This window comes from Prauserella oleivorans (assembly GCF_042685745.1).
GTDB lineage: Bacteria > Actinomycetota > Actinomycetes > Mycobacteriales > Pseudonocardiaceae > Prauserella_A > Prauserella_A oleivorans.
Genome location: NZ_JBHUNT010000001.1, coordinates 3,318,313 through 3,341,415, shown reverse-complemented (window position 1 = coordinate 3,341,415; position 23,103 = coordinate 3,318,313). Strand labels below are relative to the sequence as shown.

The following is a 23,103-nucleotide window of genomic DNA, read 5'->3' as shown; positions in this document are numbered from 1 at the left end:
TGTAGCTCGCCGCCAAAGTTCCGTGCCACGTTCGGCAGCCGCCCACATTGCGCGACTGTTGTGATCCATGTCACGGTTCGCGCGAGCGCTGCTTCACCCAGCGCCGGCGAGCGAGGAGGCCGCGATGCCACGAGCCCAGGGAGCTGTCGAACAGCTGGTCCGCAGCCGCACCGCCGAGCACCCCGACGCCACCTGGCTCAAGTGGAAGGACACCGAGGTGCCCTGGCGGGACGTGCTCACGCTCAGCCGGCGCGCCGCCAACGGCCTGCTGGAGCTCGGCGTGCGCCCGGCCGAACGGGTGGCGCTGATGATGCCCAACCGGCCCGAGTTCATCTGGACGCATCTGGGCATCCTCATGATCGGCGCCCACTCGGTGCCGGTGAACATCTCGCAGCGCGGCGCCACCCTCGCCCACATCCTCGCCGACTCCGGCGCCACCTGTGTCGTGTTCACCGAGGAGCTGCGCGACGCGGTCCTGTCCGTCGCCACGGACCTGCCCGCACTCCGGCACCTCGTGGTGTGCGACGGACCCGCGGGCGGCCGCGTGGACTGGACGATCGAGCGGCTGCTCTCCGGTGCCGACGTCGAACCGGACGTCGACCTCGACGAGCCCACCGGCGGCGTCGGCATGATGTACACCTCCGGCACCACCGGGCCGCCGAAGGGCGTCATCGCCACCAAGTACGACCTCGCCCCGCTCACCGCGCTCGTCCAGGCCTCCGGCGTGCGACCCGGCGAGACGATGTACACCGGGTTGCCGCTCTTCCACGGCAACGCGCTGCTGGTGTCGATGCTCGGATCGATGTTCGTCGACGGCAAACTCGCCCTTGCACCGAAGTTCACCGCCTCCCGTTTCTTCGACGACTGCCGCCGCTACGACGCCGTCGAGTTCAACACGCTCGGCGGGATGATCTCGATCCTGCTCAAGCAGCCGCCGAGCCCGCTCGACCGGGACCACAACGTGCGCGTCGTGCTCTCCGCGGGCTGCCCGCCCGACCGGTGGCGGGAGTTCGAGGAGCGCTTCGGGGTCCGGATCATCGAGTGGTTCGGCATGGTCGACTCCCCCGGCATCCTGCTCAACGACGAGGGCAAGGTCGGCGCGATGGGCAAGGCGGGCGTGTCCGGGGTGGAGTTCCGGGTGGTCGACGACCAGGACCGCCCGCTCGGCCCGCACGAGGTCGGCGAGCTGGTCTTCCGGCACCCGCAGGGCCGCATGACCTCCTACAACAAGCTGCCCGAGGCCACCGAGAAGGCCTACCGCGGCGGCTGGTTCCACACCGGCGACCTCGCGCACTACGACGAGGAGGGCTTCTTCTACTACCGCGGCCGCAAGAAGGAGTCGATGCGCAGGCTCGGCGAGAACATCTCGGCGTGGGAGGTCGAGACCGTCGTCAACGCCCACCCCGGCGTGCTCGAGTGTGCCGCCCACGCCGTGCCGTCGGAGCTCGGAGAGGACGAGATCAAGGTCTGTGTCGTGCCCAGGCCGGGGGCGACCGTCGACCCGGAGGACCTGCTCGGCTTCTGCGCGGGCCGGATGGCGCACTACGCCGTGCCGCGCTACGTCGAGCTCGTCGAGGAACTGCCGAAGACCGCGACCGAACGCAACCAGTACGCGGCCCTGCGGGCCCGCGGGATCACACCGTCCACCTGGGACCGGGAACAGAAGGGAAGCCGATGGGGAAGGTCTGCATCGCCGGCGCGGCCATGACCCGCTTCGGCAAGTTCGCCGACAGCACCATCCGCTCGCTCGCCGAGGAAGCCGTCGACGGTGCGCTGCGGGACGCCGGGGTGACACCCGCCGACGTCGGCGCGGTGTACTTCTCCAACGCCGTCGCGGGCATCCTCACCGGGCAGGAGATGATCCGAGGCCAGGTGGCGCTGCGGCATACGGGGCTGCTCGGCACGCCGATCGTCAACGTCGAGAACGCGTGCGCGTCGGCCTCCACCGCGTTCCACCTGGCGGTCTCCGCGGTGGCCTCCGGAGCCACGGACGTGGCGCTCGCGGTGGGCGCCGAGAAGCTGACCCACGAGGACAAGGCCACATCGTTCGCGGCGATCGGCACGGCCGTCGACCTCATGCAGCTCGACGACCTCAAACGCTGGGCGCGCGGCTCGGCGGGCTCACCGCTGCCGGCCGAGGAGCGCGAGGACGAGGGCAAGCGGTCGTTCTTCATGGACGTCTACGCGGCCAACACGCGGGCCTACATGGAGCGCACCGGGGCAACGGCGGAGGACTTCGCGGAAGTGGCCGTGAAGAGTCACGCGCACGCCGCGCTCAACCCCAACGCGCAGTACCGCAACCCCGTCACGGCCGAGGAGGTCCTCGCCAGCCGCGTGGTGTCCGACCCGCTGACACTGCTGATGTGCTCGCCCATCGGGGACGGCGCGGCCGCGGTGGTGGTCTGCTCGCCGGAGCGGGCGCAGCGGCTGGGCGCCGACCCGGTGTGGGTGCGCGCGTGCGCGCTCGTGTCCGGCACCGACCGCGGCGCCGGGGAACCGGGTGCCGTCGAGCGCGCGGCCGGGCAGGCCTACGAGCAGGCCGGCATCGGGCCGGACGAGGTGGACGTGCTGGAGATCCACGACGCGGCCGCGCCCGCCGAGCTCATCACCTACGAGGAGCTGGGGCTGTGCGGTCCGGGCGAGGCGGCGGGGCTGTTGCGCTCCGGCGAGACGCGCCTGGGCGGCGCGCAGGTGGTCAATCCGAGCGGCGGGCTGCTTGCCAAGGGGCATCCGATCGGAGCGACCGGGTGCGGCCAGCTCGTCGAGCTCGCGGACCAGCTCCGGGGACGGTGCGGCGACCGCCAGGTCGCGGGCGCACGTGTGGCACTGGCGGAGAACGGCGGCGGCTTCCTCGGCAGCGATGCCGCCGCGATGGTCGTGACGGTGCTGTCGAAGTGAAGGGATGAACAATGGAGTTCAAGCAGGTCGTCGGCAACCGGCGCACGATCCGGTTCTTCGATCCGAACAAGCCGGTGGAGCCGGAGAAGATCCAGGTGATGCTGGAAGCGGCGAACCGCGCCTCCCGCGCCGTCAACGCCGACTTCGTGAAGGCCATCGTCTGCTACCGCGACGAGCTCACCGACGAGATCCGCGAGCAGCTCAAGACGCCCACCACCACGGTGCAGCTCGACCTCGCCCCCGTCACCATCTTCTGGTACGGCGACATGTCGTTCGCCAACGGCGCGCAGGACCGGCTCAAGGAGCTCGTCGACCTCGGCGCGCTGCCGGTGACGCACGGCTGGTCGCACGCCTACGTCGACGAGGTCGCCTTCGGCCAGGTGGTGGAGCCGATGTCGAAGGATGCGATGGCCAGCACGTGGGCGGTGTCGGTGGAGTCCGGCCTGGCCATCGCGCAGGCCATGCTCGCGGGCGTGGACGAGGGCCTCGGTGTGGGCCTGCACGCCTTCAACGCCGCCGCGGCGAAGGAACCGCTCAAGGTGCCCGACCACTGGATTCCGATGTGGATCCTGCTCGTCGGCTATCCCGCGGAGAGCCCGGACGGCGGTGGTCAGCGGCCACGTCGCTCGCTCGCGGACAACTTCTACCGCGGCCAGTACGGCACACCGTGGGACGAGATCCCCGAGGTGACCGAGCGGCTCAAGCGGGAAGGCATGATCCAGGAGCCGATGAACGCCGAGCGCAGGCTCGCCGAGGTCCGCCGGCTCGCCGAGCGATTCGGGCTGCCGCTGTGAAGTCGCTCGACATCCGCACCGCACCGTCGGTGGAACGCTGGCGCTCCAGCGCCTCGCACCACCTCGACGACCCCGGCGCGCAGGAGGAGCGGCTCCGGATCCTGGAGGCGTTCTGCGAGCACGTGGGCAAGTCGCCGGACGAGCTCGTGGCGTTCTGTTTCCTGCGCAAGAAGGACACCGGCAAGCGATTCGTCAGCGTCAAGCGCCGGGTCACGGTCAACGAGTGGATCGACACCTTCGTCGCCGCCCAGGGCTGGCAGGGCAAAGAAGCCGTAAGCAAGGCCAACGTGGTCCGCAGCTTCCTGATCCACAACGGCGTGCTGATCCAGGGCTCGGTGTGGCGCGGCTGAGGCTCACCAGTCCGCGTGCAGCCGGCGGGCGGCGACGAGCTGGACGGCGACCAGCACGGCGACCGCCTCCGCGGCGAGCAGTCCGATGAGGACGAGCAGCTGCGTCACGCCCGCCTGCACCGGGCTCGCCCCGCCGAGCAGCACGCCGACGTAGGCTCCGGGCAGGGTCACCAGGCCGACGGTGCGGGTCTGGTCGAGTGCCGGGACGAGCGCGTGCCCGGCGGAGGGACGGCAAATGAGCAGCGCCGCCGGGCGTTGCTCCAGGCCGAGCGCCAGCGCGGCCTCGTACTCGCCATGGCGGGTGCGCAGCTCGTCCACGGCGCGGCGGGCGGCCTGGGACGTCGCGGTCATGGCACCGCCGATCACGATGCCCGCCACGGGCACCACCGCCACCGGGCGCAGCGGCACGACACCGGAGGCCAGCACGAGCCCGAGCACCGGCGCGACGCCACCCCCGATCGCGAGCGCCGTCCACGGCACGTCCCTCGGCGCGCCGATCCGGCGGGCCGAGGTCGCCGCGGCCACCCCGAACATGAGCAGTACGAAGCCGGCCGTGTACCAGCCGGATCGCAGGATCGCGGCGATCACCAGCGACACCGCGGCCAGCTGCACCGCCGCGCGCACCCCGGCGATCACCACCGCACGCCACGACCCCAGCCCGCCGAGCCACACCACCACCCCCGCGAAGGCGAGCAGGGCGACCAGGACCACGGCGAGCGCCGGGCCCGCCGCGACAGAACCGTTCGTCACGGCGGAGATCGTCGCGCACACACCGTTAACCTCGAACCGTGACCCGCAACGAGCCGGCCGAGCCCGAGTACCCGCAGTACCGCTACCAACCGCCACCCGGTGCCACCCGGCTGCTTCTGATCCGGCACGGCGCCTCCGCGGCCGCCCGGGCGAGCGAACCGTTCCCGCTGGTGGACGGGCACGGCGATCCCGAGCTGGCGCCCGAGGGTCACGACCAGGCCAAGCGGGTCGCCGACCGGCTGGCCACGGCGGAGCTGGCCGCCCTCTACGTCACGACGCTGCGCCGCACGGCCCAGACGGCGGCACCGCTGGCCGAGCGGCTCGGGCTGGTCCCCCGCGTGGAGCCGGACCTGCGCGAGGTGCACCTCGGCGAGTGGGAGGGCGGGCTCTACCGCAGGCACGTCGCCGAAGGGCATCCGCTGGCGAGGCGGATCGCCGAGGAGCAACGCTGGGACGTCATCCCCGGAGCCGAGTCCAACGAGGCCTTCGCCGGCCGGGTTCACGCCGCGCTCGCCCGCCTCGCGGCGGCCCACCCCGGCGGCCAGGTCGCCGTGTTCACCCACGGCGGGGTGATCGGCCAGGCGCTCGCCCTCGCCAGCCGTGCCGCCCCGCTGGCGTTCATCGGCGCCGACAACGGGTCGATCTCCGAGCTCGTCGTGGCCGGCGAGCGCTGGATCGTGCGCCGCTTCAACGACACGGCCCACCTGGACGACTGACCCGTCTCCACGGGCCCGCGGTGGCATCATGACGGCATGTACCGCGAAGCGGCGCCGCCGGCCGCGCTGACCGACGCGGTGCGGTGCCTGTGGTGGTCGCGCACGGACGGGCCTGCCCGGATCGTTCCGGACGGCTGCGCCGATCTCATGGTCGCCGGTGACCGGGTGTTCGTCGCCGGTCCGGACACCGGTCCGTGGGACACCGACCTTCCGTCCGGCACGCTCGTGCACGGCATCCGGTTCCGCCCCGGCCACGCACCGAGGGCGCTGGGCGTCGCGGCGGCCGAGCTGACCGACCAGCGCGTCGAGCTGGCCGACCTATGGGGCCGGCAGGGCCGCGCCACCGCCGACCGACTCCGGGCACAGCCGGCCGCCCTGGCCGACGTCGTCGGCGCCCGGCTCGCGCGGGAGCACGATCCGGTGCTGCGGACGCTGATCGCGCGCCTGGACGCGGGTGCGCCGCGGGTGTCGGCGGCGCTGGCCGGCCTTCCCGCCCCGGAGCGGACGCTGCGCCGCCGGTTCACCCGTGCGGTCGGCTACGGGCCGGCGACCTACGTGCGCGTGGCCCGGCTGCGGCGGGCAGTCACGGCGGCCGCGCACGTGCCCGACCTCACCACCCTTGCCGCCGTCGCCGGCTACGCGGACCAGGCCCACCTGACGCGCGACTGCCGCGAGCTCACGGGCACCACGCCCCGCCGGTTCTTCGCGCGGCTCGGCAACCGGACTCGCGCGTGAACCGCACGAAAGCGCACGCCCGTGCTAACCTGGGCGCATGACCGCAGCGCTGGAGAACGTCCTGGCCAAGGCCGGACTGAAGGTGGACACCGCCGAGTTCCTCGCTCTCGTCGAGGAGGCCGCACGCCGCCTGTCGCCGCCGAACCCGCAACCGGCGCACTACTTCTCCCCCGAGCAGCGCGCGGTGCTGACCGATGCGGGACTCGACCTGTCCCCGCATCGCGACGAGGAGATCGACTACCGGGCGGGCGCCGTCGCCACGCACGCCGTCTTCGCGGACTCCGCGCTCACGGTCGGCGAGGCGGCCCGCAGGCTCGGCGTGGACGACAGTCGCGTGCGGCACCGGCTCAAGGAGCGCAGGCTCACCGGCTGGAAGGATCAGGGCGGCTGGCGGCTGCCCGCGTGGCAGTTCACCGCCACCGGGGTATTGCCCGGGCTCGACGCGGTGCTGCGCGCCGTCCCGGACGACCAGCCCGCGCTGGTGGTGGCCGGGTTCATGAGCACCCCGCAGGACGATTTGCGGATCGACGACGCGCCGGTGACGCCGCGGGAGTGGCTGCTGGCCGGTGGCGACCCCACCCCCGTCGCCGAGCTCGCGAGCACGCTCGGCACCCCGGCCTGACCCCGCCCGAGGAACGCGTAACCACAGCCCATGGCACGGCTACCCCTGCCTCCGGCCCGCGACGTCCTGCGTGAGCAGCTGCGCGAATCCGAGGACATCGTCGCGGTCCATCCCGCGACCCGCCTCGTCCGGATCTTCACCGCCCGCGGCAACCATCCGCAGCGCTGGGACTCCTTCCGCTACACCGGTCCATTGCCGCACGGGCGGTTCGACCCGCAGCGCGCGCAGCGCGGCAAGGCCGCCGACGACCCGGACAACGGCGTGCTCTACTTCGGACTGTCGGTGCGCACCAGTGTCGCCGAGGTCTTCCAGACGACGTCCACCGTGGACCGCAAGACCCGCGGACCGTACCTCGTCGTCGTCCGTCCATCCCGGACACTGCGGCTGCTCGATCTGTCCGGGCTGTGGCCCACCCGCGTCGGCGCGTCGCAGGAGATCTCCAGCGGACCCAAGAAGATCACGCAGGCGTGGGCCCGCGCCGTCCGGGCGGCCTTCCCCGACCTCGACGGCCTCTGGTACCGCTCGTCGATGGACGCGGGCGCACCCGCCGTGTGCCTGTGGGACCCGCCCGCGGCCGGCGCGCTGCCCGCGTCCCCGGACGTGCTGCTCGCCCTCGACCACCCCGGGCTCGACGTGCCGCTGAGCCGGGTGTGCCGGGAGCTCAACTACCTGCTGCTCAACTGACGGGCAGGTACCGCGCCCACCAGTCCAGCACAGCCTCGAACCGCTGCAGCCGGTGCCGTGGCTTGCCGGACCGGGACAGCTCGTGCCCCTCGCCCGGGAAGAGCAGGAATTCGGTCTCCGCGCCGTTCTTCTTCAACGCCACGAACAGCCGCTGGGCCTGCTCGAGCGGGCAGCGCCAGTCCTGTTCGGAATGCACGACGGCGAACGGGATGCCGATCTTGTCGGCGTAGCTCAACGGGCTGCGCCGCCGCTGCTCGTCCGGATCGGTGCCCACGTAGTTCTCCGTGAACGACCAGCCGATGTCCGAGCTGCCCGCGAACGAGTCCCAGGCGTTGACGGCCCGCTCGCTCCACGCGGCGCGGAACCGGGCGCCGTGGTGCGCGGCGAGCCAGCCGGTCATGAACCCGCCGTAGGAACCGCCCATCACGCCGACCCGGTCGCCGTCCAGGTCGGACCGCTCCAGCGCGGCGTCGAGCAGGGCGAGCAGGTCGTCGGCGTCCACCGTGCCGAGGTTGCGCAGCACCGCGCGCCCGTGCGACTCGCCGTAGCCCGCCGAGCCGCGCGGGTTGCCCAGCACCACGGCGTACCCCGCCGAGGCGTACACCTGCGCCTCGTCGAACAGGCTCCACTCGTACGCGGCGAACGGCCCGCCGTGGACGACAAGCAACACCGGGTGCGGCCCCGGTCCTTCCGGCAGGACGAGCCAGCCGTGCACCGGGTAGCCGTCCGGCGCGGTCGCGGTGAGCTCCTCGGCGGGCCGCACCCCGCACGCGCGCAGCGGCTCGGAGAAGGCCGTGAGCGTTGTCGTGGTATCACCGGCGAGCAGCAGCACCTCGCCGGCGTCGGCAGGGCCGGCCTGCACGAACGCGACGCGGCCGCCGTCCACGGTGAACGACCGGACGGCGGCCCGCTCACCGGCCAGCAGGGGCAGGTCGTCGAGCACGGCGTGGTCCGCGGAGCGCGGCACGGCGCGCAGCTGTGCGGCACCCCGGTGGCCGACGACCACCAGCACCGCGTCGCCGTACGGGGCGGGCTCTCCCGCGGCGGCGACGCAGTCGACGGACTCGGCGTCGGTGAGCCGGCGTGGCTCGGCCGCTGTGCCGTCGTCCGGTAGCGCGGCGGCCCAGAGCCCGGTGTTGGTGGCGGCGGCCGAGAGACCGTCGAACTCGGTGCCGTAGAAGTACACGGTGCCATCCGCGGCGACCGCGGGCCGGGAGGCCTTCCCGCGCGTTCGCACCACCAGTCGTGGCGTGCCGCCCTCAGCCGGGACCGCGTAGACGTCGCTGTGCAGCGTTTCCACCCGGTCCCAGTCGCGAGGAGCGACGAGGAGTACCGACCGGCCGTCCGGGGTCCACGCCGGGTCGCTGACGTCGGCGTCGCCGTCGGTCAGCGGCTCGGGCTCGAGGACGGGATCGTCCGCGAGGGCGTCCACGACGAACAGCCGCTTCGGCCGGTCGCGCAGGAACCCGATGTCGTCGATCCGGTAGTCGTACCGGGTGATCCGCCGGGGTGCCTCCTCGGCCGGTTCGGGCGCCTCGTCTTCCCCGGGCAGCGGAACGCCGTACCGGCCGGGCTCGGGAACCCGCGCGGTGAACGCGATGCGCCGGGAGTCGGGCGCCCACACCGGCGCGTCGACGCCGAGCGGGAGAGCCGTCAGCCGGCGGGGTTCGCCGCCACCGGCGGGCATCACGTACAGCTGCGGCGCCGACGTCGCGGCCGCCCGCAGGAACGCCACCCAGCGGCCGTCCGGCGAGACGGCCGGGGCGCTGTCCCGATCGCCGTGGGTCCACGTCGTCACGCCATCGGAGTCGATGCGGACGAGTGAGCCGCGGTAGGAGTTGCTCGCCAGGTCGGGCCGGCTCACGGCGGAAAGAAGAAGGTCCCCGGACAGGGCGGGCCTGCCGGGGACCGTCAGCAGTTCGATGTCAGCAGGGCGCACGGGGGCACCCTACCGGATCCTTAGCCGACCTAACGACCTACTTGTCGTGCCGGCTGCCTGCCGCCTCGTCCTCGGTCGCGGCCGAGCCTTCGGCCTGCCGGCGCTCCTCCCGCTGCTCGGGAGCCTCCGCCTTCAGGTCGAGCCCGCCTCCACCGACCGCGCTCGGATCCCGCTTGGCCTTCCTCAGGCTGGCGACCGTGGTGATGGTCAGCACGGCCACGATGACGCCCAGCGACATCCAGTTGTTGATCTCCAGCCACGCCGGAGTCACGTGGTACTCGTGCAGCGCGTGGAGCACGAGCTTCAGGCCGATGAAGGCCAGGATGATCGCCAGGCCGTAGGAGAGGTAGACCAGCTTGTTGACCAGGCCACCGAGCAGGAAGTACAGCTGCCGCAGGCCCATCAGGGCGAACGCGTTGGCCGTGAACACCAGGAAGGCTTCCTGCGTGATGCCGAAGATCGCCGGGATCGAGTCGACCGCGAACAGCAGGTCGGCGCTGCCGATCGCGACGATCACCAGGAACATCGGCGTGATGTAGCGCTTGCCGTCACGCTTGACGATCGAGTGGTGACCCTCGTAGTCCTCGGTGACCGGGAAGATCTTGCGGACCCACCGCGTCACCGCGTTCTCCTGGTACTCCTCGTGCTCGTCCTTGCTGCGGACCATGTTCACGGCGGTCCAGATCAGCACCGCACCGAAGACGAAGAAGATCCACACGAACTGCGCGATGAGCGCCGCGCCCACGGCGATGAACGCACCGCGCATCACCAGCGCGATCACGATGCCGATCAACAGAACCCGGTGCTGGTGGATCGCCGGCACCTTGAACGACGCCATGATCACCATGAAGATGAACAGGTTGTCGACCGAGAGCGAGTACTCGGTGATGTAGCCGGTGAAGAACTCGACGCCGGGATCGTGGCCTGCCAGAACCCAGACACCGATGCCGAAGACCACGGCACAGGACACGTAGAAGATCACCCAGCGGGCGGCCTCACCCGTGGTCACCTCGTGAGGCTTGCGGTCCACGATCACGAGATCGAGCGCAAGCAGAACGATCAGCCCGCCGATGGTGGCAAGCCACAGCCAGAACGGCACCGTCATGTACGAAATCCTCCGGTTAGCGGAAAGCGGCCACTACCCAGAGGTCTCTTCCACCGGCGGTACCGGCCGGCGGTGCCGGGTGCCTGAGAACGACAACCGTGTTGACGACACCGCCGCGAAGGAATACTCCCCTCCAAAGCTCCTCCATCTTCCTGGGTCGGAGGCGGGAACGCCAGCCGCAGTCACGCGAGTCACCAACGCGTCACGCGTAACGTCCGTCACAACGCAGCACCCTGCTCCCTGAACAGCGGGTGCCCGAGGCAGGTTCTCAGCAAACGCGCAATAGTGTGAAGGTCGTGCCCCGCATTCCCCGCGTTCGTGGCCGCCTGGCGGCTCTCCTCGCCGTGGTCGTCCTGCTCGTCGCCGGTGGCGTCGTGCTGCTCCGCGACGGTGACGAGCCACCCCGGTACCGCACCCAGGACGCGACCATCGACGTCGCCGCGGCCCCGGGCTCGGCCGACCGCGTGCAGCTCGACGTCACGCTCTACGTGCCCGAGCAGACGCCCGCTCCGGCGGTGCTCCTGCCGCACGGGTTCGGCGGCGACAAGAACAGCGTCGCGCGGGAGGCGCGGGAGCTGGCCGAGCGGGGCTTCGTGGTGCTCGCCTACTCCGCGCGCGGGTTCGGCGAGAGCACCGGCCGGATCTCGCTCAACCATCCCGACTACGAGGTCGCCGACGCCTCCCGCCTGCTCGACTACCTGGCGGGCCTGCCGGAGGTCGCCAAGGACTCCGCGGGCGACCCGCGCGTCGGCGTCACCGGCGCCTCGTACGGCGGCGCGCTGGCCCTCCTCCTCGCGGGCACCGACCGGCGCGTCGACGCCATCGCACCCGTCATCACCTACAACGACCTCGGCCAGGCCCTGCTGCCCAACGCCGCCTCGACCGGCTACCGGGACCCCGGCACACCCGCCGCCGGCGCCGGGTCGGCGGCCGGGGTGTTCAAGCAGGCCTGGGCCGGCACGTTGTTCTCCGCCGGGATCGGCGCCCCGTCGGGCTCGGGCGGCCCGGGCCCCGACGCCGTGGAGCCCGGCGACGAGGTGGACAACGACGAGGCCGGCACGACCGCTCCGGGAGCGGGCACGAGCGCGGTGCCGCCCACGGCGAGCACGCCTGCGCCCGCGCTGGACGCGGCGTCCGGCACGTGCGGCCGGTTCAGCGCGGAGATCTGCGCCGCCTACACCGACGTCGCCACCGACGGCCGTGCGGAGCCACGCACGCTCGACCTGCTCCGGCGCGTCTCCCCCGCGTCGGTGACCGACCGGATCACCGTCCCCGCGCTGCTCGTGCAGGGAGAGAGCGACACGCTGTTCGGCCTCGACCAGGCCGACGCCAACGCGCGGCAGATCGCCGACGCGGGCGGTGAGGTCTCGGTCGTCTGGTACACCGGCGGCCACGACGGCGGCGGGCCGGGCCCGAAGCTGCGCGGCACCATCGGCGACTACCTCTGGCATCACCTCACCGGCGAGGGCTCCGATCCGGCAGCCGGGTTCGCCTACGACGTCCAGGGTGCGCTGCGGGCCAACGGCGCGCCGTCGGTGCGCAGCGTGGAGGCCGAGGACTACCCCGGCGTCGGCGTCGGCACCACCGAGCGCAGGCAGGTGGACCTGACCGGCCCCGAACAGCAGGTCGTGCGGCCGCCGGGCGCGACACCGGCCGCGGTCAGCGGCATCCCCGGGCTGAACCGGGTGGTGGCCAACTCGTCGCGGCTCTCGGGGCTGTTCTCCGTGGACCCGCCCGGGCAGTCGGCCTCCTTCACGTCCGATCCGCTGGACTCCCAGCTGCTGGTGACGGGCTCGTCGACGGTCCGGCTCCGCATCACTCCACAGGGCGCCCGGGGCGGCGAGGCCGTGCTGTTCGCCAAGCTGTACGACGTCAACCCCGACGGCTCGCGCGTGCTGCCCGGCAGCGCGGTCTCGCCAATCCGCGTGCCGCTGCCCGCGGACGGCTCGTCGGTCGAGGCCACCGTGACCCTGCCCGGCATCGTGCGGCCGATCGAATCGGGCCACCGGCTCCAGCTCGTCGTCGGCACCACCGACCAGGCGTACGCGACGCCGGCCGAGCCGGCGACCTACCGGATCTCCCTCGCCGACGGGGCGCCGCTGTCGGTGCCGGTGGTGCCGGGCACCACGGTCACCGGAGGCTGGCCGGTCGGGCAGCTCGCCGGTATCGGCGCCGCCCTCGTCGTGGCCGCGGGCGTGGCGATCGTGGCCGCCACGCGCCGGAGGCGCTCCCACCGCGTCGACCCGGAGCTCGCGTCGACACCACTGGTCATCACCGGTCTCACGAAGGCCTACCCGGGCGGCCTCACCGCGGTGGACGACTTGTCGTTGCGCGTCGAGCCCGGCCAGGTGCTCGGCCTGCTCGGACCGAACGGCGCGGGCAAGACGACGACGTTGCGCATGCTGATGGGGCTCATCACGCCGAGTGCGGGCGAAATCCGCGTGTTCGGCCACCGTGTCACGCCCGGCGCGCCGGTGCTCTCCCGCATCGGGTCGTTCGTCGAGGGCTCCGGATTCCTGCCCCACCTCTCCGGGAAAGCGAACCTGACGTTGTACTGGCAGGCCACCGGGCGTCCGAGCGACCAGGCTCATGTCGCCGAGGCGCTCGAGATCGCCGGCCTCGGCGACGCCGTGCACCGCAAGGTCCGCACCTACAGCCAGGGCATGCGGCAGCGGCTCGCGATCGCGCAGGCGATGCTCGGGCTGCCGGAGCTGCTCGTGCTCGACGAGCCGACCAACGGCCTCGACCCGCCCCAGATCCACCAGATGCGCGAGGTGCTCCGCCGGTACGCGGCCACCGGGCGCACGGTGCTGGTGTCGAGCCACCTGCTCGCCGAGGTCGAGCAGACGTGCACACACGTGGTGGTCATGCACCGGGGCCGGCTGGTCGCCTCGGGGGCGGTGCACGAGATCGTCGCCGCGGGCGGCGAGGCGACATTCCGTGTCGACGATCCCCAGCTCGCCGCCGAGGCCTTGCGCGGCGTCGGCGGGGTGTCGCGGATCGATGTCGACGGAACGCTGGTGCACGCCGATCTCGACGGGCTCCCCCGGTCCGAGGCGATCGCCGCGCTCGTGCGGGCAGGCGTGTCCGTGGAACAGGCGGGTCCTCGGCGCAGGCTCGAGGACGCGTTCCTGCAACTCGTCGGAGAAGGTGACGGCAGCGCATGAGCAGGACCGGCAAGACACGCGGCCCCGGCGGACACGTGGCGGGCCACGGCTCGGGCAACGGGTCGGGCAGTGGCTCGGGCGCTGCCCGGGTCGGCACCGCCGACCACGGCGTGCACACCGACCCGGCGGCCCTCGAGGAGCTGACCGCCGCCGGCAGCGAGACCTCCGGACTCGGGCCCGACGGCGCCGTCGCGGGCTACCGGGCGAGCCGCACCCTCCGGCTCGGGGTCGAGCTGCGACGGCAGCTGCGCAGGAGGCGCACTCAGCTCGTCATCGGGTTCGTGGCGCTCCTGCCGTTCATCCTGGTGGCGGCGTTCGAGATCGGCGACGCCAGCCCGAACCGGCGGTCCGGCGGATTCATCGACCTCGCGACGGCGAGCGCGCCGAACTTCGTCGTGGTCGCCCTGTTCGTGTCGGGCTCGTTCTTGCTGCCGATGATCGTGGCGCTGTACTTCGGTGACACGATCGCGAGCGAGTCGTCGTGGTCGAGCTTGAAATACCTACTGGCGATCCCCGTGCCCCGGCATCGGCTGCTGCGGCAGAAGGCGATCACCTCGGCGTTGCTCTCGGCGCTCACGATCGTGGTGCTGCCGCTGGTGTCCCTGGTGGCAGGCGTGCTCTGGTACGGCTCCGGGGAAGCGATCAGCCCGACCGGCGACTCGATTCCGTTCGGGCAGAGTGTGCTGGCCATCCTGCTCGCCACGGTCTACCTGATCATCCAGCTGGCCTGGGTCGCCGGCCTGGCGCTGCTGCTGAGCGTCTCGACGGATGCTCCGCTCGGTGCGGTCGGCGGCGCCGTGGTGGTGGCGATCCTGTCGCAGATCCTCGACCAGATCACCGCGCTCGGCGACCTGCGCGATTTCCTGCCGACCCACTTCTCGTTCGCGTGGATGGACCTCATCGCCACCGACGTCGACTGGACCGACATGGCGTCGGGCGCGCTGTCGGCGACCCTTTACGCCACCGTGTTCGGCCTGCTCGCCGCGCGCCGGTTCGCGACCAAGGACATCACCAGCTGACGCGGCTAGCCTGAGGGCTCGTACAGCCGCGAGCCGCCGGAGGCCGCCGATGTCGTCGATCCAACTCGGGCCCGCCGAAGGCGTCGCCGTGGTGCGCCTGGCCCACGGCAAGGCCAACGCGCTCGACACGGAACTGTGCGAGCGGCTGCTCGGCGTCCTCGACGACGTCCTGCGCGCGGGACATCCCGCCGTGGTGCTCACCGGCACGGCCGGCGTGTTCTCGGCAGGCGTCGACCTGCGGCGCCTGGTCACAGGCGGCGCGGCGTACGTCCGGGAGTTCCTGCCGGTGCTCTCGGAGGTGTTCCTGACGTTGTTCGACTTCCCGCGCCCGGTGGTGGCGGCGATCAACGGCCACGCCATCGCGGGCGGGGCGGTGCTGGCCGCCGCGTGTGACGCGCGGGTGATGAACGCCGACCACGGCATGCTCGGCTGGACCGAGCTCCGCGTGGGCGTGCCGTTCCCGCTGGCGGCGACCGAGATCCTGCGCTGTGCCTACGGCAGCCCGGCGCTGACGGAGCTGATGGTGTGGGCGCGCACCTGGCGCGGGCCGGACGCGCTCGCCCGCGGGCTCGTCGACGCGATGGCCGCCGAGGACGCCGTCGTGGGGCGGGCGGCCGAGCTGGCCCGCACGCTCGGCCGGGTACCGCCCGAGGCGTTCCTGCACACCAAACGGCAGCTGCACCGGCCGTTCAACGAGCGCATCGGCGAGCATGGCCCTTCCGACGACGCGCATGTCGAGCACGTGTGGAGCGCACCCGAGACGCTGGCGACGATCCGTTCGTACGTGGCGGCGATGCTCGGCGACTGACCGGGACGGTGAGGGGGCCGGGCATCCAGGCGGGGCACCCGGCCCGCGTGGTCACCTCGGGCTCAGCCCCACTGGTACTTGAGGAACTTGCCGTCCAGCGTCACGACCACCCGGTCGCCGCCCGGATCCTCGCGGCGGTCGACGTCGAGCTTGAAGTTGATGGCGCTCATGATGCCGTCGCCGAACTTCTCATGGATGAGCTCCTTGATCGTCGGTCCGTAGACCTGCAGGACCTCGTAGAACCGATAGATCGTCGGGTCGGTGGGCACGGCGTCCTCCAGCGCGCCGCGCATCGGTTGTGCCCGCAGGGCCTCGACGACCTCGGGGCTCAGCTCCAGCACCTGGCCGACGGCCTGCGCCTGCTGCTCGCTCATCGGGTGCTGCCCGAGCAGTGCCGCGGTCGACCAGGCCAGCGGGGCCTCGACCACCTCGGCGAGTTTCTCCCACGTCAGTCCCAGCCGGGTCTTGGCGGTGACGACGGCGTCGGCGGCTTCCTTCTTGGTCATCATCGCGCCGAACGTAGTACCGGCACGTTTCCCGGTTGTTTCCCCGCGACAGCGCCGGTGTCAGCACACGCTCACCACCGGCACACTCGTCGTCGGCGTTGCCGGTCGGTTGCTGACAACCGCGCCCGCGGTGGCCGACAATTCCGGCGTAAGCTTCTCCGTTCCATCTCGCGCACGGCGCATCCCGGCAAGGAGGCCGCCATGCCCCGTCCCGTCCATTTCGAAGTCCACGCGAGCGATCCGGAGCGTGCGATCACCTTCTATGCGACCGTCTTCGAGTGGTCGTTCGAGAGATGGGGACCCCATCCCTACTGGTCGATCACCACGGGCAACGGGTCCGGCCTCGACGGTGGGCTGCTGCAGCGGGAAGGCCCTCCCCCGGAGAAGGGCGCCGCGGTCAACGCCTACCCACTCACGATGGAGGTCGCCGAGCTCGATGTGACCGTGCGCGAGATCGAGCAGGCGGGCGGCACGGTCGCCGAGGGCAAGAGCGCAGTGCCCGGCGTGGGCTGGCTGGCCTACTGCTGGGACACCGAGGGCAACCTGTTCGGCCTCCTGGAGAGCGACCCCAGCGCGGAGTGACTATTTCACCCCCGCGGCATCCATGCCGCGCAGCTCCTTCTTCAGCTCGGCGATCTCGTCGCGCAGCCGTGCCGCCAGCTCGAACTGCAGATCGCGGGCGGCCTGCATCATCTGCTCGGTCATCTGCTGGATGAGGTCGGCCAGCTCGGCCCGGGGCATGCCGCTCACGTCGCGGTCGGCCAGCACACCCGAGCTGCGCACCCTGTCGCCCTGTTCCGGCTTCTTCCCGCGCGAGGCGTTGCGGCCGGAGCCGCCGACGGCGATCTCCTCCTCCGAGTCCTCGGCCTCGGTGTAGACGCGGTCGAGGATGTCGGCGATCTTCTTCCGCAGCGGCTGCGGGTCGATGCCGCGTTCCTCGTTGTACGCGATCTGCTTGGCCCGCCTGCGGTTGGTCTCGTCGATCGCGTACCGCATCGAGTCGGTGATCGTGTCGGCGTACATGTGCACCTGGCCGGACACGTTCCGCGCCGCACGGCCGATCGTCTGGATCAGCGAGGTGCCGCTGCGCAGGAACCCTTCCTTGTCCGCGTCGAGGATCGCCACCAGCGACACCTCGGGCAGGTCGAGACCCTCCCGCAGGAGGTTGATGCCGACCAGCACGTCGAAGTCACCGGAGCGCAGCTGCCGCAGCAGCTCCACCCGGCGCAGCGTGTCGACCTCGGAGTGCAGGTACCGGACCCGGATGCCCAGCTCCAGCAGGTAGTCCGTGAGGTCCTCGGCCATCTTTTTGGTCAGCGTGGTGACCAGGACGCGCTCGTCCTTCTCGGCGCGGGTGCGGATCTCGTGCACCAGGTCGTCGATCTGGCCCTCGGTGGGCTTGACGATCACCTCGGGATCGACCAGGCCGGTCGGCCGGATCACCTGCTCGACGAACTCGCCGCCGGTCTGCCCCATCTCGTACGGCCCCGGGGTCGCCGACAGGTACACGGTCTGGCCGACCCGATCGGAGAACTCCTCCCAGGTCAGCGGCCGGTTGTCGAGCGCGCTCGGCAGCCGGAACCCGTGCTCGACCAGGGTCCGCTTGCGCGAGGCGTCGCCCTCGTACATGCCGCCGATCTGCGGCACCGTCACGTGCGACTCGTCGATGACCAGCAGGAAGTCCTCGGGGAAGTAGTCGAGCAGCGTCGCCGGCGCCGAACCCGGCGGCCGGTCGTCGACGTGCCGCGAGTAGTTCTCGATACCGGAACAGAACCCGACCTGGCGCATCATCTCGATGTCGTAGGTGGTGCGCATCCGCAGCCGCTGCGCCTCGAGGAGCTTGCCCTGCTTCTCGAGCTTCTCGAGCTGTTCCTCCAGCTCGGCCTCGATACCGCGGATCGCCTTCTCCATGCGCTCCGGGCCCGCGACGTAGTGCGTGGCCGGGAAGATGCGCACCTCGTCGACCTTGTCGACGATCTCGCCGGTGAGCGGGTGCAGGTAGTACAGCTTGTCGATCTCGTCGCCGAAGAACTCGACCCGGATGGCGAGCTCCTCGTACGCCGGGATGATCTCGACGGTGTCGCCGCGCACGCGGAAGGTGCCCCGCGCGAACGCCAGGTCGTTGCGCGTGTACTGGACGTCGACCAGTGCCCGCAGGAACGTGTCGCGATCGACCTCGTCGCCCACGACGAGTTTCGAGGAGCGGTCGAGGTAGGACTGCGGCGTACCGAGACCGTAGATGCACGACACACTCGCCACCACGATGACGTCGCGGCGCGAGAGCAGATTCATGGTGGCGGAGTGCCGCAGCCGCTCGACGTCGTCGTTGATCGACGAGTCCTTCTCGATGTAGGTGTCGGTCTGCGGGACGTACGCCTCGGGCTGGTAGTAGTCGTAGTAGCTGACGAAGTACTCGACCGCGTTGTGCGGGAAGAATTCGCGCAGCTCGTTGGCCAGCTGGGCGGCCAGGGTCTTGTTCGGGGCCATCACGAGCGTGGGCCGCTGCACCCGCTCGATCAGCCACGCCGTGGTCGCCGACTTGCCGGTGCCGGTCGCGCCGAGCAGCACGACGTCCTTCTCCCCCGCCTTGAGCCTGCGCTCGAGCTCGTCGATGGCCGCGGGCTGGTCGCCGGCGGGCTCGTAGTCGCTGACCACCTGGAACCGGCCGCTCTTCCGGGGAATCTCGGAGACCGGTCGGAACTCGGAATGAGCCAGCACGGGGTGTTCGGTCGCGAAAGCCACGTGGTCCAGGGTAAGCGCCCGGACCGACAGTTTCCGCCCGCGTCTGGAACGGTCCGCCCGCGCCTAGAACGCGGCGGCGAGGCCTGCGCGGCCCGGCCGCACGGTCATGGCCAGGCAGGAGTCGCAGGGCATGCCGGTGAGGTGGCTCAGCAGGTCGGCCTGCCCGGGTAGGATCCGCGCGCCGCAGTACGCGACCAGCTCGTCGGGCACCGGCTCGGAGGGCACCGGCACCACGTGGCACACCCGCCTGCTCTCGCCGACCAGTCCACGGCGCAGACGAACGACCATTACTGCCTCATCCGGCTCGTGCGCAATGGACCCCATGGGTGAAGGCTACGGGCAACCGGGTGGCCACGCTTCGTGCCGACCGACCAACGATCGCGGACGGCACTGGTCCGGCGCACCGAACCGCGGCCGCTCAGGCCCGCGCCAGGACGGCGGCGCCGAGGCAGTGGCAGAGGTTGAGCGCGAGCTCGACGTCCAGCCGGTTGTCCGACACGGGACGGCCCAGCAGCTCCTCCGCCTTGCGCACGCGGTACTGGACGGAGTTCTTGTGCATCGTCAGCCGGGACGCCGCGGCGGTGTAGCTGGCCCCCGCGGCAAGGAACACCCGCAGCGTCTCGCGCAGCCGCCCGTTCTGCTCCTCGTCCGCCGCGAGCGCACCCAGGGTGTCGCTCACCCAGGTCCGGGCGGCGTCGAGGTCGGCGGTCATCAGCGCCATCGCGCCCACGTCGCGGAACGTCAGCGCCCGCGCCGCGCTCGTCCCGGCCGCGAGCGCGAGCCCCTGCACCCGCACCGCCTGGCGATGGGTCCGGCGGAAGCCGTCCAGGCCCTCGCCGGGCTCCCCCAGCGCGATTCGGACCTCCGCGTCACCGGCGAGCGCGCGGGCGATCTGCTCCCGGCCCGGGAGGTGGGACCGCTCGACGGGCAGCCACACCCACGCGCACCGCTCGTCGTGGGGAACGAACAGCGGCCGCACGTCACCGGGCCGGTCGGCGGTGAACCGGCTCGCCGTGGCCTCCAGGCCCGCGAGCGGGTCGGCCGGGTGCGTGTCCTCCGAGTACCAGACCACCATGCCGACGTGGGTGCCGCGCAGCCGGTAGCCGAGCGCCGCCTCGCTGGCGTCGATGTCGTCGTGCTCGTTCTCCAGCAGCGCACGGACACGGGCCGCCCGCACCGCGCTGCGGTTGAGCATCCAGTTGGCGCGCTCCTCCTCGTAGGCGGACACGACCTGCTGTGTGATCCGGTCGATGAGGGCGAACGCCTTGGTCAGCGCCTCCCGCATCGCGGCGCCCAGCGCGAGCGGGTCCGCGATCAGCCGGGCGCCCTCGCCGAAGGCATGGTCGAGCATCGCGGTCTGACCGAGGTAGTACGCGCGGATCAGGTTGATCACCGGCGTGCCGCGCTGCGCGAGCCGCCGCGCGTACTCGACCGCGGCCGCCGGCGCCTCCACCCGGGTCGGGTCGATGCCGTGCTGGAAGACCTGGAACGCCGTGTCCATGTTCTGGTACACGCTGGCCGACAAGAGACTGACCATGGTTTCGTCGTCGTGCACGAGGTCCGGCAGCTCACGGTCGTACAGGCTCACCAGCTGTCCGGTGAGCTCCGCGGCACGGTCGGCCAGGGCGGCGGCCACGGCCGCCAGCGGCTCCGACGAGACGGCTGCCTGCTGCACGCGATCACTGTAGACGTGATGTTCGTCTCCGTGGCGCGAACCCCGGAAGAATGCGGGCATGCACTCACCGAAGTCAGAGACCTTCGACGTGGCGGCGAAGACCAACACCGATCCCAAGGGCGTGGTGCGGGCAGTCGAGGAGTACCGCGTCGAACCCTTCGGGCTGTACCTCGCGCGGCCGGCACCGGGCAGGCGGCAGTTCCACTACGTGGAGTCGTGGCTGCTGCCCGAACTCGGGCTGCGCGTCACCGACTTCTGGTTCAACCCCGGCCACGAGCGCGACCAGGACTTCTACCTCGATGTCGTGACCATCGACCGCGCCGGTGACGTGTGGCGGACCACCGACCTCTATCTCGACCTGGTGCTGCGGACCGGCCGCGGCGTGGAGGTGATCGACACGGGTGAGCTGCTCGAGGCGCTGGAGGGCGGGCTCGTCACCCGGCACCAGGCATGCCAGGCTCTGCAGACGGCCTACCGGTGCGTCGACGCGCTCGCGCGCCACGGCTACGACCTCGCCCACTGGCTGTCCGATCTGGACATCACGCTGCACTGGCGGCGGCATCCACCGCACGGTTGACACCCGCCAGCCGATCGGTCTGGCCCGACGCGCCTGGACGCGAAGCTCGAGGTGCAGGACCAGTCGCCACCGGCTGTCGGCGCGACCTGCTCTGAACCAGCCGGCTACGGCGTCCAGCCGGTGTTCTGCGCCCAGGCTTCGGCACGCTTGAAGCCCGCGTCCACCCACACCTGCTTCTCCTCGGCGTAGTTGAGCACGCTCGCGTCGTGGGCATGCGCGCGGGCGAGCCGGTCCTTGATGTCGGCGTACGCGGCGGCCTCGTCGGGGTTGGCGCGCAGCCAGTCGCGGAAGAGCAGCGCCAGCCGCCACGCCGGTCCCTCGGCGGCACGCACGTGCAGGTTCACAGGACGTCCGGGATCGGCACCGAAGTGGAAACGCTTGTCCCACAGGGCATCCGCGGGCGCGCCGTCCTGCGGCTGGTCGAACCAGTGCCCCTCGGCGCGAACGAAACCGGCGTCGGACAGCGGGTCCGCGAGGGCGTCGGCGTCGGCGAGTGTGGGGACCGTGACCTGCAGGTCCAGGACATCCTTGGCAGGCAGCCCCGGCACGGACGTGGATCCGATGTGGTCGGCCCGCACCAGCCGGGCGCCCGCGGCGGCGCGGATCCGGGCGAGCGCCCGCTCAGCCTGTGCCGGCCACGTCTCGTCGGGCGGCGAGATCACCGGCGGCTGCGGCGGCCGCCTCCGGCGCAGGCGCACGTTCTCCTCGAACGGCACCAGCCGCTCCCGCCACAGCGCATCGACCTGGCCCAGCACCTCCTCCGAGGTGCCGCTGTTGTCGAGCCACACGTCGGCCACGGCCTGCCGCTGCTCGCGGGTCGCCTGCGCGGCGATGCGGGCGCGCGCGTCGTCCTCGGCCATGCCGCGCGCCTCGACGAGCCGCTTCACGCGCACGTCCTCGTCGGCGTCCACGATGAGCACCAGGTGGTAGTTCGTCGCCATGCCGCCCTCCACGAGCAGCGGTACGTCGTGCACCACCACGGCATCCGGCGCGGCCTGGTTCATCAGCTCGAGGGTTCGCCTGCCGATCCTGGGATGCATGATCGCGTTCAGCCGCAGCCGGGAGCCCTCGTCGCGGAAGGCTTTCGCGGCAAGCGCCTGCCGGTCGAGCGCCCCGTCCGGGGTCAGGATGTCCTCACCGAACTCGGCGACCAGTTCGGTGAGGCCCTCGGTGCCCGGCTCGACGACCTCCCGGGCGATCCGGTCGGCGTCGATCACCATCGCGCCGTGCTCGGCCAGCCGGGCCGCGACCGTCGATTTGCCCGCCCCGATTCCGCCCGTCAACCCCACTCGCAGCATGGGCGCATTCAACCAGTTCCCCTCCCGCGCTGACGCTGCGCCCTCTACCAAAACGTAATGCGCGTTTTCGGGTGACACGCCGAGCACCTCCCACCGTGGAAGGCATCGGTTGCGTACGGTGCCGAGCGAAGGCGATCGCCCACACGGAGGAACGATGCCAGCCAGCACGTACGTCGGGAGGCACCGGCTCGGCACGCCCGGCCTGGTGCACTGCGTCATGCATCGGCCCGTCGCGGTGGCGCTTGACGAATACCGGCGGAACTGGCTGACGGCGCTGCTCGTGCCCGCGAAGCACAGCCTCGCCGGCCTCCGCCGCCGCGCCCGTGCCGCCGCACACGAACGCGCCTGGGCGCCGGCCACGACGTAGCCGCCCGATCCGAGCCGAACGGCCCGCACCTCTCGCCGGGGTGCGGGCCGTTGTCGTCGGCACTCCGGGACCACCCGGGTCGGCCACTGACGCGGAACCTGCCCGACCCGCCCGGGCCCCTGGGCCGCTTGCCGCCCGGCACAGGGCCACTGAGTCTGCTGCCCGGGAGCGCCGGCCGGCGTTTCGCCGTCCGGGCGACAGACCAGCGCCGGCAGCCGGAGCCGTTGTCCTGGCAGACGAGCCTCGGCGCCGGCAGCCGGAGCATCCCCGTCGACGACGAGGACGGCTGCTGCGCCCCGACCTCGCCGTCCGGGCGACGACGCGGCGGCAGCCGCCGCCTCCGGGAGCACC

At 71.9% G+C, this 23,103-nt stretch carries 22 protein-coding genes; 14 read left to right on the top strand and 8 right to left on the bottom strand.

Annotated features, from left to right (window positions below):
- The first annotated feature begins 124 nt into the window (after positions 1–124).
- Genes ACFSZT_RS16380 through ACFSZT_RS16365 form a run of 4 tightly spaced genes read left to right on the top strand, consistent with a single transcriptional unit; the run spans position 125 to position 4,042 of the window.
- Positions 125–1,708, top strand: coding sequence for an AMP-binding protein (locus ACFSZT_RS16380; RefSeq protein ID WP_377390337.1), 1,584 nt, complete (start codon positions 125–127; stop codon positions 1,706–1,708).
- Positions 1,675–2,898, top strand: coding sequence for a thiolase family protein (locus tag ACFSZT_RS16375; RefSeq protein WP_377390335.1), 1,224 nt, complete (start codon positions 1,675–1,677; stop codon positions 2,896–2,898). The genes ACFSZT_RS16380 and ACFSZT_RS16375 overlap by 34 nt, the downstream gene beginning before the upstream one ends.
- Positions 2,899–2,909: 11 nt before the next feature.
- Entirely contained in the window at positions 2,910–3,692 is a 783-nt protein-coding gene (locus ACFSZT_RS16370) for a nitroreductase family protein (RefSeq protein ID WP_377390333.1), read from the top strand.
- On the top strand, positions 3,689–4,042 hold the full coding sequence (locus ACFSZT_RS16365) for a hypothetical protein (protein ID WP_377390331.1): 354 nt from the start codon (positions 3,689–3,691) through the stop codon (positions 4,040–4,042). Before ACFSZT_RS16370 ends, ACFSZT_RS16365 begins: the two co-directional genes overlap by 4 nt.
- Before the next feature lie 3 nt (positions 4,043–4,045).
- On the opposite strand, the gene ACFSZT_RS16360 is transcribed toward ACFSZT_RS16365, so the two are convergent.
- Positions 4,046–4,792, bottom strand: a complete 747-nt coding sequence (locus ACFSZT_RS16360; protein WP_377390329.1) for an ABC transporter permease — start codon at positions 4,790–4,792, stop codon at positions 4,046–4,048.
- Between the two features lie 38 nt (positions 4,793–4,830).
- Here ACFSZT_RS16360 and ACFSZT_RS16355 point away from each other — a divergent pair, with 38 nt between their 5' ends.
- Genes ACFSZT_RS16355 through ACFSZT_RS16340 form a run of 4 tightly spaced genes read left to right on the top strand, consistent with a single transcriptional unit; the run spans position 4,831 to position 7,549 of the window.
- Positions 4,831–5,508, top strand: a complete 678-nt coding sequence (locus tag ACFSZT_RS16355) for a histidine phosphatase family protein (protein WP_377390327.1) — start codon at positions 4,831–4,833, stop codon at positions 5,506–5,508.
- 36 nt (positions 5,509–5,544) lie between these two features.
- Positions 5,545–6,243, top strand: a complete 699-nt coding sequence (locus tag ACFSZT_RS16350) for an AraC family transcriptional regulator (RefSeq protein ID WP_377390325.1) — start codon at positions 5,545–5,547, stop codon at positions 6,241–6,243.
- 37 nt (positions 6,244–6,280) lie between these two features.
- A complete protein-coding gene (locus ACFSZT_RS16345) occupies positions 6,281–6,865 on the top strand; it encodes a DNA-binding protein (RefSeq protein WP_377390324.1) in 585 nt (194 codons plus the stop codon).
- Positions 6,866–6,895: 30 nt separating this feature from the next.
- Entirely contained in the window at positions 6,896–7,549 is a 654-nt protein-coding gene (locus ACFSZT_RS16340; protein ID WP_377390322.1) for an RES family NAD+ phosphorylase, read from the top strand.
- Here ACFSZT_RS16340 and ACFSZT_RS16335 read toward each other — a convergent pair.
- Together ACFSZT_RS16335 and ACFSZT_RS16330 are read right to left on the bottom strand one after the other, a co-directional pair.
- A complete protein-coding gene (locus tag ACFSZT_RS16335) occupies positions 7,542–9,488 on the bottom strand; it encodes a S9 family peptidase (RefSeq protein ID WP_377390320.1) in 1,947 nt (648 codons plus the stop codon). The two genes, ACFSZT_RS16340 and ACFSZT_RS16335, sit on opposite strands and share 8 nt — an antisense overlap.
- 37 nt (positions 9,489–9,525) lie before the next feature.
- Positions 9,526–10,593, bottom strand: a complete 1,068-nt coding sequence (locus ACFSZT_RS16330) for a TerC family protein (RefSeq protein WP_377390318.1) — start codon at positions 10,591–10,593, stop codon at positions 9,526–9,528.
- A gap of 296 nt (positions 10,594–10,889) precedes the next feature.
- Here ACFSZT_RS16330 and ACFSZT_RS16325 point away from each other — a divergent pair, with 296 nt between their 5' ends.
- Genes ACFSZT_RS16325 through ACFSZT_RS16315 form a run of 3 tightly spaced genes read left to right on the top strand, consistent with a single transcriptional unit; the run spans position 10,890 to position 15,587 of the window.
- Entirely contained in the window at positions 10,890–13,760 is a 2,871-nt protein-coding gene (locus ACFSZT_RS16325; RefSeq protein ID WP_377390316.1) for an alpha/beta fold hydrolase, read from the top strand.
- Entirely contained in the window at positions 13,757–14,779 is a 1,023-nt protein-coding gene (locus ACFSZT_RS16320) for an ABC transporter permease (protein ID WP_377390314.1), read from the top strand. The genes ACFSZT_RS16325 and ACFSZT_RS16320 overlap by 4 nt, the downstream gene beginning before the upstream one ends.
- Before the next feature lie 49 nt (positions 14,780–14,828).
- Positions 14,829–15,587 carry an enoyl-CoA hydratase/isomerase family protein gene (locus ACFSZT_RS16315; RefSeq protein WP_377390312.1) on the top strand — a complete coding sequence of 253 codons (759 nt, stop codon included), beginning with the start codon at positions 14,829–14,831 and terminating at the stop codon, positions 15,585–15,587.
- Positions 15,588–15,649: 62 nt separating this feature from the next.
- On the opposite strand, the gene cynS is transcribed toward ACFSZT_RS16315, so the two are convergent.
- Positions 15,650–16,096, bottom strand: a complete 447-nt coding sequence (gene cynS, locus ACFSZT_RS16310; protein ID WP_377390310.1) for a cyanase — start codon at positions 16,094–16,096, stop codon at positions 15,650–15,652.
- A 198-nt stretch (positions 16,097–16,294) separates the two neighbouring features.
- On the opposite strand from cynS, the gene ACFSZT_RS16305 reads away from it, so the two are divergent.
- Positions 16,295–16,675, top strand: coding sequence for a VOC family protein (locus tag ACFSZT_RS16305; RefSeq protein ID WP_377390308.1), 381 nt, complete (start codon positions 16,295–16,297; stop codon positions 16,673–16,675).
- On the opposite strand, the gene uvrB is transcribed toward ACFSZT_RS16305, so the two are convergent.
- From uvrB to ACFSZT_RS16290, 3 genes are all read right to left on the bottom strand, one after another.
- Complete coding sequence (uvrB, locus tag ACFSZT_RS16300; protein WP_377390306.1) at positions 16,676–18,835, bottom strand: excinuclease ABC subunit UvrB; 2,160 nt, start codon at positions 18,833–18,835, stop codon at positions 16,676–16,678.
- A 63-nt stretch (positions 18,836–18,898) separates the two neighbouring features.
- Positions 18,899–19,123, bottom strand: a complete 225-nt coding sequence (locus ACFSZT_RS16295; RefSeq protein ID WP_377390304.1) for a hypothetical protein — start codon at positions 19,121–19,123, stop codon at positions 18,899–18,901.
- Between the two features lie 130 nt (positions 19,124–19,253).
- A complete protein-coding gene (locus ACFSZT_RS16290) occupies positions 19,254–20,510 on the bottom strand; it encodes a PucR family transcriptional regulator (RefSeq protein WP_377390302.1) in 1,257 nt (418 codons plus the stop codon).
- A gap of 58 nt (positions 20,511–20,568) precedes the next feature.
- Between ACFSZT_RS16290 and ACFSZT_RS16285 the strand changes: the two genes are divergently transcribed.
- The gene (locus tag ACFSZT_RS16285) at positions 20,569–21,087 is read left to right on the top strand and encodes a DUF402 domain-containing protein (RefSeq protein WP_377390300.1); all 519 of its coding nucleotides are present in this window, start codon (positions 20,569–20,571) and stop codon (positions 21,085–21,087) included.
- 104 nt (positions 21,088–21,191) lie between these two features.
- Here the strand turns inward: ACFSZT_RS16285 and coaE are convergent, their stop codons facing one another.
- Entirely contained in the window at positions 21,192–22,385 is a 1,194-nt protein-coding gene (gene coaE / locus ACFSZT_RS16280; protein ID WP_377390298.1) for a dephospho-CoA kinase, read from the bottom strand.
- A 154-nt stretch (positions 22,386–22,539) separates the two neighbouring features.
- On the opposite strand from coaE, the gene ACFSZT_RS16275 reads away from it, so the two are divergent.
- Positions 22,540–22,752: a hypothetical protein gene (locus ACFSZT_RS16275; RefSeq protein WP_377390296.1), complete on the top strand. Its 213-nt coding sequence runs from the start codon at positions 22,540–22,542 to the stop codon at positions 22,750–22,752.
- Positions 22,753–23,103 lie beyond the last annotated feature (351 nt).